This window comes from Paraburkholderia largidicola (assembly GCF_013426895.1).
Taxonomy (GTDB): Bacteria; Pseudomonadota; Gammaproteobacteria; order Burkholderiales; family Burkholderiaceae; genus Paraburkholderia; species Paraburkholderia largidicola.
Genome location: NZ_AP023175.1, coordinates 2,105,394 through 2,120,298 on the forward strand (window position 1 = coordinate 2,105,394; position 14,905 = coordinate 2,120,298).

The window sequence follows — 14,905 nt, forward strand, 5'->3', positions numbered from 1 at the left end:
GGTCTAGAGTGCGGCGCCCGCAAGGCGCTCGCGCAGGATGCGCTCGAAATGACCCGGATCGTGCGGCTTGAGCAGTTCGGCGGCGCGCGGCATATGGAAATCATACAGGCGCGAGACCCAGAAACGGTATGCGCCCGCGCGCAACATGTCGCCCCAGTGCCGGTTTTCGGCGGGAGTGAACGGGCGTACGGTCTGATACGAGCGCAGCAGCGCGTCGACGCGCGCGTCGTCGAGCTTGCCCGTGGCGAGGTCGACGCACCAGTCGTTGACGGTCACGGCAACGTCGAAGAGCCACTTGTCGCAGCCTGCGAAATAAAAGTCGAAGAAACCGCCGAGTTCCACTTCATGATGCGTGCCGGGCGCCGCATGAGCGAACAGGACGTTGTCGCGGAACAGATCGCAATGGCACGGGCCTTCGGGCAGCGATGCATAGTCCGCCGACGCGAAGAACGCCTGTTGATGCGCGAGTTCTTCCGTGATCAGCGTGCGCTGCGCGTCCGTCAAAAACGGCACGACGCCCGGCACGGTTTCCTGCCACCACGGCAGGCTGCGCAGATTCGGCTGATGATGCCCGAAGTCGCGGCCCGCCAGATGCAGGCGCGCCAGCATCTGCCCCACTTCGACGCAGTGCGCGACGCCGGGCGCGAGTTCGGGCGCGCCGTCGAGCTTCGTGACGATGGTCGCGGGCTTGCCGTTGAGCATGCCGAACAGCGCGCCGTCGTCGCGCGGCATCGGGTCCGGCACGGGCACGCGGTGCGACGCCAGATGGCGCATCAGATCGAGATAGAACGGCAGTTGCTGCGCCGTAAGCTTTTCGAAGATCGTGAGGACGTACTCGCCGCGCGTGGTCGTCAGAAAGAAATTGCTGTTCTCGATACCGGATGTAATGCCGCGAAATTCGACGACTTCGCCGAGATCGTAGTGGCGCATCCAATCTGCGAGTTGGGCTTCGGTGACAGCGGTGAATACGGCCATGCGTGGTGGGGCGTCGAATCAGGTTGGTCGGCTGGCATGACGCCAGTGCGAGGTCGGGGACAGCGGGCTGAAAGCGTCGTTGCGGGTGTCGCCGGGCAACGGGGGCGGCGGACCGTATTGACGCAAAACCGGCGCGTGTCGGGGACGCGCGCCGGCTCGGGGCGATCAGTAATGCAGGTTCACGGACGGCAGGCGCGCGGGCGGCTTGCCGGATTCGTACACGCGCGGCGACGTATCGGTCGGTGCGCTCATCTGGTAGCGCGTGCCGAAATTCGAGCGCACGTCGATTTCGACGGGCTTGCCCTTGTCGCGGTACTCGGTGATTTCGGTGCCGTTACCGCTGCGTTCGTAGAAGCTCGGCGTGCGCGGCTGGTTGATCTCGACTTTCGAGCTGACTTCGGCCGCGGGGCGGTTGATCGCTCTCAGATCCGGCAGGCCGGCCCGTTCGTTGGCGGCGGCTTGGGCGTCTGCGGCTGCCTGCGCCTCTTGCGCGGACGGGGCAGGCTGGGCAGCCATCGCGACGCCGCTGACGGCAAGCATCAGCGCAACAGCGACGGGGAAGAGCGGCTTCATGGTGTTTCTCCGATTAGGTGGCCCAATTCTAGCAAATCCACTGCTGCTCACGGGCATGAACAACGGGCGATAGCCTTATTTTGCGCGCTTCCCGCGCGGCCTGCAGAAAGGGCAACCCTGCGTGCGCGACGACACGCAAACCCGCGGCGCGCGGGCATGGGCACATCGAAAAGAACGGGTTCCGTGGTAATGTCATCTCATCAATCGAGGCGAACGAAGATGAACTACGAGACCAATCAACGCGCGGTGCATACGCCCGCAAACGCGTACCCGACCGAGGCCTTCGGCGATGCAGCCGACGCCGTCACGCGCCTCTCGGCCATCTATGAAGCGAACACCTCGTTCCTGCGCGATGCGTTCGCGCGCTATCGTCGCAACGAGCCGTTCGACCGACGCGTGCGCGCCTGCTATCCGTTCGTGCGCGTGCGCACGGAGACCAACACGCATGTCGACTCGCGCCGTTCGTACGGCTTCGTCGCGGGTCCAGGCGTGTTCGAAACTACGGTGACGCGTCCCGATCTGTTCGGCAATTACTATCGCGAGCAATTGCGCCTGCTGGTGAAGAACCATCACGTGTCGGTCGAAGTCGGTGTGTCCGACCAGCCGATTCCCATCCACTTTGCGTTCGCGGAAGGCATCCACCTCGAAGGCGATCTGGACCGCGAACGCCTGCTCGCGATGCGCGACGTGTTCGATTCGCCCGATCTCGCGCTGCTCGACGACCGCATCGTCAACGGCACGTACGAGCCGCTGCCGGGCGAACCGCATCCGCTCGCGCTCTTCACGGCGGCGCGGGTCGACTTTTCGCTGCACCGGCTCAAGCACTACACGGCAACTTCGCCGACGCATTGCCAGAACTACGTGCTGTACACGAACTATCAGTTCTATATCGACGAGTTCGTGAAGCTCGGCCGCACGATGATGGCGAAGACCGACGACGCCGATCTGCGCGCGTACCGCAGCGAGTACACGTCGTTCGTCGAACCGGGCGACGTGATCACGTACAACGCGAATCTCGGCGAGCAGGACGACGAGGGCAACGCGCCGCCGCGGCTGCCGCAGATGCCCGCGTATCACCTGAAGCGCGCGGACGGCAGCGGGATCACGATGATCAATATCGGTGTCGGCCCGTCGAATGCAAAGACGATCACCGATCACATTGCGGTGCTGCGTCCACACGCGTGGATCATGCTGGGGCACTGCGCGGGGTTACGTAATACACAGCGTCTTGGCGACTACGTACTCGCGCACGGCTATGTGCGTGAAGATCATGTGCTCGACGACGATCTGCCGTTGTGGGTGCCGATTCCGGCGTTGGCTGAAGTGCAGGTCGCGCTCGAACGAGCGGTGGCGCAGGTCACGCAACTCGACGGCGCGGAGCTCAAGCGCGTGATGCGCACGGGTACGGTCGCGAGTGTCGATAACCGGAACTGGGAATTGCGTGATCATCGCGAGCCGGTGTTGAGGCTGTCGCAAAGCCGCGCGATCGCGCTCGATATGGAGAGCGCGACTATCGCTGCGAATGGGTTCCGGTTTCGGGTGCCTTACGGAACATTGCTGTGCGTGTCGGATAAGCCGTTGCACGGCGAGCTGAAGTTGCCGGGTATGGCTGACCAGTTTTATCGCGCGCAGGTTGATCAGCATTTGCAGATTGGGGTGAAGGCGATGGAGATTTTGCGCACCAATGGCTTGCATAAGTTGCATAGCCGGAAATTGCGGAGTTTTGCGGAAGTCGCGTTTCAGTAGTTTTTTTTCTTTGCGGCGCATGCGGGGTGGTTTGCTTGCTTGTGCTTTGCGCTGGCATCCGCGTTATGTCTTTGGTGTGGATGCGTTGCCCCTGTGCGGGGCGGCACCTACTTTTCTTTGCCGCCGCAAAGAAAAGTAGGCAAAAGAAAGCGGCTCACACCGCCAGTTCTAGTATTCGCCTGAGGGCCCCCAAAGGTTCTTATGCTTCACACGGCAACCACGTGACCGACGCTCGTTGCCAGCGCTCTTGCAGTGCGCCTCACCCGCTTCACGCACCCGCAGTACAGCACGCCGCGCCAGACAGTCCACGGCCGCCCAGGTGGCAAACTGTGTGTCGGCCGTAGAGCCACACACGCCTCACTCCGAACCGATAGCGCACGCGTTCCACGCTGTAAGAGCCCCAGGCTAAACGACGCGACAACCTGCACACAGTTTGCCACCTGGGCGGCGCATATCATTCGCTGCCGCTGGCCTTTGCACGGGTATTCGAAGCGGGTGAGGCGCAAAGAGAGAGCGTTGGCAACGCACATGAACAGGATTGCTGCGGTGTGAAGTCTGGGGACGTTGGGGGCCCGTGGATAAGAATACGTGCTGGCGGTGTGAGCCGCTTTCTTTTGCCTACTTTTCTTTGCGGCGGCAAAGAAAAGTAGGTGCCGCCCCGCACAGGGGCGACGCCTGAAGCACGATAGCAAAACGCGGATGCCAGCAGCAAACCAGGCGAACCATCCAGCGTCGCAGACAATCAAAAGCAGGCGCCGCCCCGGGGAGGGGCAACGCCCAGGCGAACCATCCAGCGTCGCAGACAATCAAAAGCAGGCGCCGCCCCGCACAGGGGCAACGCGTGAAGCAAGATAGCAAAACGCGGATGCCAGCGGAGCAGTAAAACCAGGCGAACCACCCAGCGTCGCAAACAACGACATTCACCTACACATACGCCAACCCAACAAGCCCCACAACCGCCCCGCCTCCCAGCAACCACAACGGATGAATACGCGTCCTGAATGCAAGCACCGCGCACGCGCCCGTGATCACCCATGCAAGCCAGGACGTATCCGACGACCGCGCGATCAACAACGCACTCGCCGCGACCAGCCCTGCCGTCACAGGCACCAGACCCTTCTGCGCAACACGCCGCCAGGGACGATCCTTGAAGCGATTCCAGGCATGCATCGCAAGAATCGTCACGATGGACGACGGCCCGAACTTCGCCAGCGACGTCACCAGCATCCCCGCCCACCCCGCGACGTGCCAGCCGACCAGCGTTACGACCATCATGTTCGGACCAGGCGCGGCCTGCGCAAGCGCGAACAGCGCACTGAACTCGCTGGCAGGCATCCAGTGATGCACCTCGACGACCTGCCGCTGCATCTCCGGCAGGATCGTGTTGCCGCCGCCGAAAGCGAGCAGCGACAACTGGCTGAAGATGACGGCAAGGGCGATCAGCGTTTCCATTATTTCGACACCTCGTTCGGCTGTGTCGACGCGGCAGCCGCTTCAGGTCTAGCCACGCGCGACGCGAGGAAAATGCTGAGCGGCGTCAGCACGAGCATTGTCGGCAGCAGCGGGAAGCGCAGCAGCGCAATCGCGACGAAACCGAGCGCAGCGATCGCCGCCGCGCGCGGATCGTGGCGCAGCGGCATCAGGATTTTGACGGCCATCGCGACCAGCAATCCCGCCGCGGCTGCTGCCAATCCGGCAAACAGATGCTTGATATGCGGATCGTTCTGCGTGTGCTCGTAAAGCACGCCGAGCGCGATCACCACCAGCGACGGCCCGGCGATCAAACCGAGAATGCCCGCGAGCGCGCCGCGCAAGCCCCGAAAGCGCATGCCGAGCGCCACCGACAGATTGATCACGTTACCGCCCGGCAGAAACTGGCACAGGCCGAGCAGATCGGTGAATTCGGCGGCTGTCAGCCAGCGGCGCTGGTCGACGATGGTCCGCCGCGCGAGCGGCAGCGCGCCGCCGAACGACGTCAGGCCAAGGCCCAGAAAGCCCATGAAGATTTCGCGCGTGGTCGGAGCGGGCGCGTGCTCCGGCGCGTCGGGGTGCTGATCCATGACGTTCACTATCCAGTACAAGTCGTGAAGGTTAACGCCGTTTGCCTGCCGCTCAAAACGATTTCTTGGGCAAGTCTTTGTGATCTAGAATCACAAGGATGAACCGCAAGCTTCCACCCTTTCCGGCGCTGCGCGCCTTCGAGGTCGCGGCCCGGCACAACAGCTTCACGGCTGCAGCCGACGAGCTTCATGTGACCCATGGTGCAATCAGCCGGCAGGTGGCCGCGTTCGAGGCGTGGGTCGGCGTGCAGGTGTTTCATCGCAACGGCAAGCGCGTGCGGCTCACGGAAGACGGCCGGCGCTATCTGACGAAGGTGCAGGCCGCGTTCGACAGCATCGCGGCCGCGACCGACCAGTTGCGCGACACAGGCGTCGTCCATGTGCTGCGCGTGAACGCGCTGCCTACCTTCGCGATGAAGTGGCTGTTGCCGCGGCTATCGCATTTTCAACGGATGGCGCCGAACGTCGAGTTGAGGCTCGCGACATCGAACGAGCCCGTGGAGACGCTCGATAGTTTCGACGTCGCCGTGCGGCGCGGGCCCGCGCACTGGCCGAATTGCGCGAGCGGCCAGTTCCTCGATGAAAGTGAGATTCCCGTGTGCAGTCCGGCGCTGCTGCAACGCCTGCCCATCCACACCGCCGACGATCTCGCGCGCCATGTATTGCTGCACTCGGATACGCGGCCGGACGCGTGGCATCACTGGCTGCAGGCGGCGGGCGTCAAGGTGAAGTGCCGCAAGAAACAGTCGTTCGACCATTTCTATCTGGCCTTGCAGGCGGCCGTCGATGGGCTGGGTGTGGCGCTCGGACCGCTGCCGCTGCTCGATGACGAACTCGCGTCAGGCCGGCTGGTGACGCCTCTAGAAGGGCCGCGCATCGACGCACGTGGCTACTGGTGGGTCGCGCGGCGCGAGGTGGCGAATGCGCCGCTCGTCGAGCAGTTCTGCCGTTGGCTCGAAGCGCAGGCAAAGGAAACGACGCAAGACAACACGCAAGAAAAGACGCGCGGCAAGGCGCGCGTCACGAAGCAATAACACGCATCGCGGAAGCTGCTTCTACAGCACGCATCCGCGATGCAATCGCGTCAGAAGCTCACAGATAGAACATCCGGTCTTCGTCCGACTTCGGCTGCTGTTCGGGCTGCTCTTCCCGCTCTTCATAGAACGCGAGCACCGCTTCGAGCACCTGGTCGGGATCGTCGATCACCTGCATCAGGTTCATGTCGCCCGGATTGATGAGGCCCATCGGCACCAGTTGCGATTCGAACCAGCCGAGCAGTCCTTTCCAGAACTCCGCGCCGACCAGGATGATAGGCACGTGCCGCGACTTCTTGGTTTGAATCAGCGTGAGCACTTCGGCCAGTTCGTCGAGCGTGCCGAATCCACCCGGCATCACGATCACGGCATCCGAGTTCTTCACGAACGTGACCTTGCGCGTGAAGAAGTGACGGAAGCGCAACGAGATGTCCTGCCACTGGTTGCCCGACTGCTCGTGCGGCAACTCGATGTTCAGGCCGACCGACGGCGCCTTGCCTGCATGGGCGCCCTTGTTGGCCGCTTCCATGATGCCGGGGCCGCCGCCGGAGATCACGGCAAAGCCCGCGTCGGACAGTTTGCGCGCGATCTGCGTGGCCAGTTTGTAGTACGGCGAGTTCGGTTTCAGACGCGCCGAACCATAGATGCTCACGGCCGGGCGGATCTCCGACAGGTACTCGGTCGCCTCGATAAACTCTGCCATAATCGTGAACATCTGCCACGATGCGCGGGCCTTCTTGGCTGTTGCGCGCTCTTGATCTGCGAGCGATCGCAGACTCGGAATCACTTTTCTCTTAGTCATAATGCCTGAAGAACAGAACCTGGAAGGTAAGACCCTGCTATTGGTTGACGGTTCGAGTTATCTGTACCGGGCCTACCATGCGATGCCTGATTTGCGCGGTCCCGACGGTGCACCAACGGGAGCACTCTACGGGATCATCAACATGCTGCGCCGTATGCGCAAGGAGGTTACGGCAGAGTATAGCGCGTGCGTGTTCGATGCCAAAGGCAAGACGTTTCGCGACGACTGGTATCCGCAATACAAGGCGAACCGTCCGTCGATGCCCGACGATCTCTCGAAGCAGATCGAACCGATTCACGTCGCTGTGCGTTCGCTCGGCTGGCCGCTGCTGATGCTCGAAGGCGTCGAGGCCGACGACGTGATCGGCACGCTCGCCAAACGCGCCGAGGCGCGCGGCATGAACGTGATCGTATCCACCGGGGACAAGGATCTGGCGCAGCTCGTGACGGATCATGTCACCCTCATCAATACGATGACGAACGAGAAGCTCGACCGCGAAGGCGTCGTTGCGAAGTTCGGCGTGCCGCCCGAGCGCATCGTCGACTATCTGTCGCTGATCGGCGATACCGTCGACAACGTGCCCGGCGTCGAAAAATGCGGCCCGAAAACCGCGATCAAATGGCTCACGCAATTTGAAACCCTCGATGGCATCGTCGCACACGCCGATGAAATCAAAGGTGCGGTAGGAGACAATCTGCGACGCGCGCTCGATTTCCTGCCGATGGCGCGCAAGCTCGTCACCGTCGAGACGGATTGCGATCTGACCGCGCAGGTCAACTCGTTCGAAGAGACGCTTGCTACTCGCCCCGAGTCGCGCGAAGAACTGCGCGACGTGTTCACGCGCAGCGGCTTCAAGACCTGGCTGCGTGAGGTGGAAATTGCCGATGCCGTCGAAGGACCCGAAACGGATGTGCCGCCCGCGCCGACTGTCGAGGGCGAGCGTGAATACGACACCGTGCAGACGTGGGAGCAGTTCGACGCATGGTTCGACAAGATCAACGCCGCCGAGATCACCTCATTCGATACGGAAACCACGTCGCTCGATCCGATGACGGCGCAGATCGTCGGCATCTCGATCGCGGTCGAAGCGGGCAAGGCCGCATATATTCCGCTCGCGCATCGCGGGCCGGATGCGCCCGTTCAGTTGCCGCGCGACGAAGTGCTCGCGAAGCTCAAGCCGTGGCTCGAAAGCCGCGAGAAGAAGAAGGTCGGCCAGCATCTGAAGTACGACGAGCAGGTGCTCGCGAACTACGGCATCGTGATGGACGGCATCGAGCATGACACGCTGTTGCAGTCGTACGTGCTCGAATCGCATCGTCCTCACGACATGGACAACCTCGCGCTGCGTCACCTCGGTCTGAAGACGATCAAGTACGAGGACGTCGCGGGCAAGGGCGCATCGCAGATCGGCTTCGACGAAGTCGCGCTCGACAAGGCCGCCGAATACGCCGCCGAAGACGCCGACATCACGTTGCGTCTGCATCAGACGCTGTATCCGCAGGTCGCAGCGGAAGCGCAGCTCGATCACGTGTACCGCGATATCGAAGTGCCGACTTCGCGCGTGCTGCGCAAGATGGAGCGCAACGGCGTGCTCATCGACTCCGAAAAGTTGCGCGTGCAAAGCAACGAGATCGCGACGCGTCTCGTCGAACTCGAAAAGCAGGCGTACGAATTCGCAGGCGGCGAGTTCAATCTCGGCTCGCCGAAACAAATCGGGCAGATCTTCTTCGAGAAGCTCGAATTGCCCGTCATCAAGAAGACGCCGAGCGGCGCGCCTTCCACTGACGAAGAAGTGCTGCAAAAGCTCGCGGAAGACTATCCGCTGCCAAAGGTCCTGCTCGAACATCGCGGCCTGTCGAAGCTCAAGTCGACGTACACCGACAAGCTGCCGCGCATGATCAACGCCACCACGGGCCGCGTGCATACGAACTACGCGCAGGCCGTCGCGGTGACGGGACGCCTGGCATCGAACGATCCGAATCTGCAGAACATTCCCGTGCGCACGGGCGAAGGCCGCCGCATTCGCGAGGCGTTCATCGCGCCGCCGGGACACAAGCTGGTGTCGGCGGACTACTCGCAGATCGAATTGCGCATCATGGCGCATATCTCTGGCGACGAAGCGCTGCTGCGCGCGTTCAAGCAGGGCGAGGACATTCACCGCGCCACCGCTGCCGAAGTGTTCAGCGTGACGCCGCTCGAAGTGTCGAACGATCAGCGGCGTATCGCGAAGGTCATCAACTTCGGCCTGATCTACGGCATGAGTTCGTTCGGTCTCGCGTCGAATCTCGGCATTACGCGCGATGCGGCCAAGCTTTATATCGACCGCTATTTCGCGCGTTATCCGGGCGTTGCTGCTTACATGGAGAACACGCGGACGAGCGCCAAGATGAAGGGCTATGTCGAAACCGTGTTCGGCCGCCGCCTGTGGCTGCCCGAGATCAATGGCGGCAACGGCCCGCGCCGTCAGGCGGCGGAGCGTGCCGCGATCAATGCGCCGATGCAAGGCACAGCTGCCGATCTGATCAAGATGTCGATGATCGCCGTGCAGAAGTGGATCGAGGAGTCGGGCATCCGCACGCGCATGATCATGCAGGTACACGACGAACTGATACTCGAAGTGCCGGACGACGAACTATCCGACGTACGTAAGCGCTTGCCGGAATTGATGTGCGGCGTCGCGCAACTGAAGGTGCCACTCGTCGCCGAAGTGGGCGCGGGCGCAAACTGGGAGGAAGCGCACTGAGCGCATATCGAGGCCCAAGAGGACGCACTGACATGTCAGTCATGCTTTTCATGCCACACTGACACAGCATTGTTGCTTCTTCAGGTCAATGGGATAACGTCGCTCGCATGTCACAGTTATCTTTTGACAGGCTTGTGACTTGTCCCATTGCTCGCAGACAATCGACACTACGCGATTACACAGCGGCCGCACGCGCGCCGCATCGACGCACAGCTTTATCGGTCAATACGGAGAGTTCTGATGCATCGTTTTGTCGTCGTAGGTGGAGGCGCGGGAGGCCTGGAGCTGGCGACACGGCTCGGCGATCGCTATGCGCGCAGAAAGAGTGGCGGTGAGCCGCGCGCACAAGTCACGCTGGTCGATCGTTATCCGACGCATATCTGGAAGCCGCTGCTGCATGAGGTGGCAGCGGGCAGCATGGACCCGTTCACGCAGGAACTCGAATACGCCGCGCAGGCGCGCTGGCATGGCTTTGAGTTTCAGCAGGGCGAACTGGTTGGCCTCGACCGCACGGCGAAGTCCATCAGGCTTGGCCGCGTGCTCGACGACGATGGCGCCGAGCTTCTCCCCGAACGGGTTCTGGAATACGACACGCTGGTCATCGCTATCGGCAGTACGACGCACTTCTTCGGCGTGCAGGGCGCGCCCGAATATTCGCTCGCGCTCGATACCGTTCAGCAGGCCGAGCGCTTCCGCAAGCGCCTGATCGCCGCCTGCATGCGCGCCGAGCATCAGGCGCACGAACCCGTCGAAACGAATCCCGGCACGACGTCGACTGAGCCGCGCATTCAGGTCGCGATTGTCGGCGGCGGCGCGACGGGTGTGGAATTGTCGGCGGAACTGCGCAATACGGCGCAGGTGCTGTCCGCCTATGGGTTGCACAAGCTCGATCCGCGCCACGATGTCGGCATCGTGCTGATCGAAGCGGGGCCGCGCATTCTGCCGGCACTTCAGGAGCGCGTATCGACGGCCACGTCCGAACTGCTGCAAAAGCTCGGCGTGAAGCTGATGGTCGGCGAGACGGTGGCGGAAGTCGCGCCGGGCGTCGTGCGCACGGCGAGCGGCAAGATGGTGCGCGCCGACCTGACCGTGTGGGCAGCGGGCATCAAGGCGCCGCCCGTGCTCAGTCAGCTCGACGGCCTGCCTGTGAACCGGCTGGGTCAGCTCGAAGTGCGTCCCACGCTGCAGACCATGATCGACGACAACGTCTTCGCGCTCGGCGATTGTGCCGCCTGCGCGTGGCCGGGCAACGAACGCAACGTGCCGCCGCGCGCGCAGGCCGCGCACCAGCAGGCGAGCTTTCTGCTGCGGGCGCTTGGCAACCGGCTAGAAGGCCGGCCGCTGCCGGAGTTCACGTATCGCGACTTCGGCTCGCTGGTGTCGCTCGGGCACTTCAGCGCCGTGGGCAATCTGATGGGCGGCGTGATTGGCGGCAACATGCTGATCGAAGGGTTGTTCGCGCGCTTCATGTACATGTCGCTGTACCGGCTGCATATCGCCGCGCTGCACGGCTATGCGCGCATGGTGCTCGATACCTTCGCGCACTGGCTGCGGCGCACGACGCTGCCGCGCGTCAAATTGCACTGATCCCTCATTGAACGTTCACTGACCGATATCGATGCTTCTGCAACAGGATGCGCTTTGCGCGTATCCTGTTGGCTCCTTGCCGTCCACCCCCATTCCAGAAGAGGAGCACAGCATGTTGAAGCCAGAAGTCGACAGTCTCGTTCCACACGTTCCTTTCGACCGCCGCACCTTCATCAAGGCGGCGCTCGGCACTGGCTTCGCGGCGTGCGTGCTGCCCGTGTCCGCACAGACCATCCATACGGACAGCGAAGGCCTCGAGGCGGGTGAAGTCGGCATCAAATCGGGCGATACCCTGGTGCCCGCCTATCGCGCGCAGCCGAAGGGCAAGACGCATCTGCCCGTTATCATCGTGGTTCACGAGATTTTCGGCGTGCACGAGCATATCGCCGATGTGTGCCGGCGCTTCGCGAAGCAGGGTTATCTGGCCATCGCGCCGGACCTCTATACGCGGCAGGGCGATCCGACGAAGTACCCGACGATGCAGCAGCTCAACGAGCAGCTCGTGAGCAAGGTGCCCGATGCGCAGGTGCTCGCCGATCTCGACGCGACCTTCAAATGGGCGGGCGAGCATGGCGGCGACGTGAACAAGGTGGGCATCAACGGCTTCTGCTGGGGCGGGCGTATCGCGTGGCTGTACGCGGAGCACAATCCGCGGCTGAAGGCGGGTGTGGCGTGGTATGGGCGCGTGGTCGGCAACCAGACGCCGATGAACCCTGCCAATCCGATCGACCGCGTGTCCGATCTGCAGGTGCCGGTGCTGGGCCTATACGGACGTCAGGACCAGAGCATCCCGCAGGACTCGCTCGAGAAGATGAAGCAGGCGATCGCGCAGGGGCCGCAGGCGGGTCGCGGCTCGGAGTTCGTCGTGTACGACGACGCGGGGCATGCGTTCTTCGCGGACTATCGGCCGAGCTACAAGCAGGCCGATGCCGAAGATGGCTGGCGCCGCGCGCTTGCGTGGTTCAAGGCGCACGGCGTCAGTTGAGTCTTGCTTGTGTCTGCGCCGCCGGTGCTTGTTGGCGGTTATCGGCACCGCAGACTAACAGCGCTTACGGATTCGGTCCCGTCGCCACAGGCCGCGACGAATCCGAACTCCATTCGCTCCACGATCCCGGGTACAGCGCCGCGCCGTGCAACCCGGCGATTTCCATCGCCAGCGCGTTGTGGCAAGCGGTGACGCCCGAGCCGCATTGCAGCACCACGTGCTCGGCGGACACGCCCGCTGGAATCACCGCGTTGAAGTCGTCGCGCAGCGTGTGCGCGGACTTGAAGCGGCCGTCCGCCGTCAGGTTGTCCTTGAAGAAGCGGTTGCGCGCGCCCGGAATGTGGCCGCCTACGCGGTCCAGCGTTTCGTTCTCGCCGCGATAGCGGTCGGCGGCGCGCGCGTCGATCACCAGGCGTTCCTTCGTGCCGATATTGCGTTCGACGGCCTGCGCATCGACGGTCACGGCCAGTGGCGCGCCCGCCTTGAAGTCGCCGGTCGTCTGGGGCGGCACGTCCTGCGTCAGCGGATGACCGGCCGCTTCCCACGCCTGCAGGCCGCCGTCGAGCAGCGCGACGGAATCGTGACCCAGCCAGCGCAGCAGCCACCACAGACGCGCCGCGTACATGCCGCCCTGCGCGTCGTACGCGATCACTTGCTGGCCTTGCTTGAGGCCGAGTGCGGCGAGACGCTCGACCAGCTTCTGACGGTCCGGCAACGGATGACGTCCGTTGCTGCCCGTCTTGGGTCCGGACAGATCGCGGTCGAGGTGCAGATAGTGCGCTTGCGGCAGATGACCCGCCGCGTAGGCTTTTTTACCTGCTTCGGTGTCGACCAGATCGAAATGGCAATCGACGATGAACACGCTGCCCGGCGCGGCGGCCAGACGTTCGGCGAGATTGCCTGCGGAGATCAGCGTGGTGTAGTGAGTGTGTGGCATGACGGCTCCTGAGAGACTGACTTCGGCAGCGCCGAACGATATCTCTAGTCTAAACAAAAATGACGGGCCGAAGCCCGTCATTCCTTGTGAAGCCGTGAACGCCGCTCGCGGCGGTTCGTTCAGATCGTGACAAGTTCGCGGCGCAGGAACTCGTGGAAGTGCTGCATGCCGTCTTCCATCGGGCTCTGATACGGACCGACCTGCGATTCGCCGCGCTCCAGCAGCGCGCGGCGGCCGGCGTCCATGCGTTCGGCGATTTCGTCGTCTTCGCGTGCCGTTTCCATGTACGCGGCGCGCTCCGCTTCGACGAAGTCACGCTCGAACAGCGCGATTTCCTCAGGGTAATAGAACTCGACGACGTTCGTCGTCTTTTGCGGACCGCGCGGAATCAGCCACGACACGACGAGCACATGCGGATACCACTCGACCATGATGCCCGGGTAGTACACCATCCAGATCGCGCCGAACTCGGGCATCTTGCCGTCGCGGTAGCGCAGCACTTCGTCGTGCCACTTGCGATACGTCGGGCTGCCCGGACGCGCGAGTTCGTTGTGCACGCCGACCGTCTGCACGCTGTACCAGTCGCCGAATTCCCACTTCAGATCGTCGCAATTGACGAAGCTGCCGAGGCCCGGATGGAATGGTACGACGTGATAGTCCTCGAGATAGACCTCGATGAAGGTCTTCCAGTTGTAGTTGCACTCGTGCACTTCGACGTGATCGAACATGTAGTCCGTGAAGTCGAAGTGCTTTGCCGTGCCGAGGCGCGCCAGGTCTTTCGCGACGTCGCGGCCCTGCGTTTCGAACAGCAGGCCGTTCCAGCTTTGGAGCGGGGTGGCGCCGAGGTTCAGGCAGGGGTTGTCGGCGAAATGCGGCGCGCCGAGCAACTGGCCGTTCAGGTCGTAGGTCCAGCGGTGCAGGGGACAGACGATGTTCTCCGTCTGCCCGCGGCCGTTCAGCATGATTGCCTGACGATGGCGGCACACGTTCGACAGCAGTTCGATCTGCGACTGCTGGTTGCGGACGAGCACGCGCCCCTCGCGTTCGCTGGGCAAGGCAAAATAGTTACCCGCTTCGGGAACCATGAGTTCGTGCCCGACGTAGCGAGGACCTTTCTTGAAAAGGGTTTCGAGTTCGCGCTCGTGGAGCGCCTGGTCAAAGTAAGCCGTGACTGGCAGCTGGCTGTGAATAGCCTTGAGCTGCAATGCATTGCTCAGATTGGACATTCCCACTCCCGATGAAGACGTGAAAGCAGTGAACAACCCAACCATCGAAGATTCGATTTAGGGAGCCCGCGATTATACCCGTTTCCCCCTCCTTGGGGCGCTTAAGTACCTGATTTGGGTTAAAAATGTCGGGGAAGCTCGCGATTTCGCCACGCAAACGTTGGATTTATTTCTATCGTCCAAAGTGTTGCGCAACGGCCGTGCGGATACCCATTGGTGGGCTCACAGGTCGAAAAT

At 62.7% G+C, this 14,905-nt stretch carries 12 protein-coding genes; 5 read left to right on the forward strand and 7 right to left on the reverse strand.

Translation table 11 applies throughout. The features are described 5' to 3' along the window. Nucleotides 1–3: 3 nt before the first annotated feature. Both PPGU16_RS26065 and PPGU16_RS26070 read right to left on the reverse strand, forming a co-directional pair. The gene (locus tag PPGU16_RS26065) at nt 4–975 is read right to left on the reverse strand and encodes a homoserine kinase (protein WP_180723274.1); all 972 of its coding nucleotides are present in this window, start codon (nt 973–975) and stop codon (nt 4–6) included. Between the two features lie 165 nt (nt 976–1,140). Then, a complete protein-coding gene (locus PPGU16_RS26070) occupies nt 1,141–1,548 on the reverse strand; it encodes a hypothetical protein (protein ID WP_180723275.1) in 408 nt (135 codons plus the stop codon). 219 nt (nt 1,549–1,767) lie between these two features. On the opposite strand from PPGU16_RS26070, the gene PPGU16_RS26075 reads away from it, so the two are divergent. Beyond that, entirely contained in the window at nt 1,768–3,294 is a 1,527-nt protein-coding gene (locus tag PPGU16_RS26075; RefSeq protein ID WP_180723276.1) for an AMP nucleosidase, read from the forward strand. Between the two features lie 924 nt (nt 3,295–4,218). Here PPGU16_RS26075 and PPGU16_RS26080 read toward each other — a convergent pair. Together PPGU16_RS26080 and PPGU16_RS26085 are read right to left on the reverse strand one after the other, a co-directional pair. Further along, entirely contained in the window at nt 4,219–4,749 is a 531-nt protein-coding gene (locus tag PPGU16_RS26080) for a chromate transporter (RefSeq protein WP_180725212.1), read from the reverse strand. Next, the gene (locus PPGU16_RS26085) at nt 4,746–5,354 is read right to left on the reverse strand and encodes a chromate transporter (RefSeq protein ID WP_180723277.1); all 609 of its coding nucleotides are present in this window, start codon (nt 5,352–5,354) and stop codon (nt 4,746–4,748) included. Before PPGU16_RS26085 ends, PPGU16_RS26080 begins: the two co-directional genes overlap by 4 nt. A 98-nt stretch (nt 5,355–5,452) precedes the next feature. Between PPGU16_RS26085 and PPGU16_RS26090 the strand changes: the two genes are divergently transcribed. Beyond that, entirely contained in the window at nt 5,453–6,388 is a 936-nt protein-coding gene (locus PPGU16_RS26090; RefSeq protein WP_180723278.1) for a transcriptional regulator GcvA, read from the forward strand. 58 nt (nt 6,389–6,446) lie between these two features. Here the strand turns inward: PPGU16_RS26090 and PPGU16_RS26095 are convergent, their stop codons facing one another. After that, entirely contained in the window at nt 6,447–7,190 is a 744-nt protein-coding gene (locus PPGU16_RS26095) for an LOG family protein (RefSeq protein ID WP_007733054.1), read from the reverse strand. Nucleotide 7,191: 1 nt separating this feature from the next. Here PPGU16_RS26095 and polA point away from each other — a divergent pair, with 1 nt between their 5' ends. From polA to PPGU16_RS26110, 3 genes are all read left to right on the forward strand, one after another. Continuing rightward, nucleotides 7,192–9,933, forward strand: a complete 2,742-nt coding sequence (polA, locus tag PPGU16_RS26100; RefSeq protein WP_180723279.1) for a DNA polymerase I — start codon at nt 7,192–7,194, stop codon at nt 9,931–9,933. Between the two features lie 240 nt (nt 9,934–10,173). Beyond that, nucleotides 10,174–11,520: an NAD(P)/FAD-dependent oxidoreductase gene (locus tag PPGU16_RS26105; RefSeq protein ID WP_180723280.1), complete on the forward strand. Its 1,347-nt coding sequence runs from the start codon at nt 10,174–10,176 to the stop codon at nt 11,518–11,520. 112 nt (nt 11,521–11,632) lie between these two features. Beyond that, nucleotides 11,633–12,505, forward strand: a complete 873-nt coding sequence (locus PPGU16_RS26110; RefSeq protein ID WP_180723281.1) for a dienelactone hydrolase family protein — start codon at nt 11,633–11,635, stop codon at nt 12,503–12,505. Nucleotides 12,506–12,569: 64 nt separating this feature from the next. On the opposite strand, the gene PPGU16_RS26115 is transcribed toward PPGU16_RS26110, so the two are convergent. Beyond that, nucleotides 12,570–13,442 carry a sulfurtransferase gene (locus PPGU16_RS26115; protein WP_180723282.1) on the reverse strand — a complete coding sequence of 291 codons (873 nt, stop codon included), beginning with the start codon at nt 13,440–13,442 and terminating at the stop codon, nt 12,570–12,572. 119 nt (nt 13,443–13,561) lie between these two features. Continuing rightward, the gene (locus PPGU16_RS26120) at nt 13,562–14,668 is read right to left on the reverse strand and encodes an aromatic ring-hydroxylating oxygenase subunit alpha (RefSeq protein WP_180723283.1); all 1,107 of its coding nucleotides are present in this window, start codon (nt 14,666–14,668) and stop codon (nt 13,562–13,564) included. Nucleotides 14,669–14,905 lie beyond the last annotated feature (237 nt).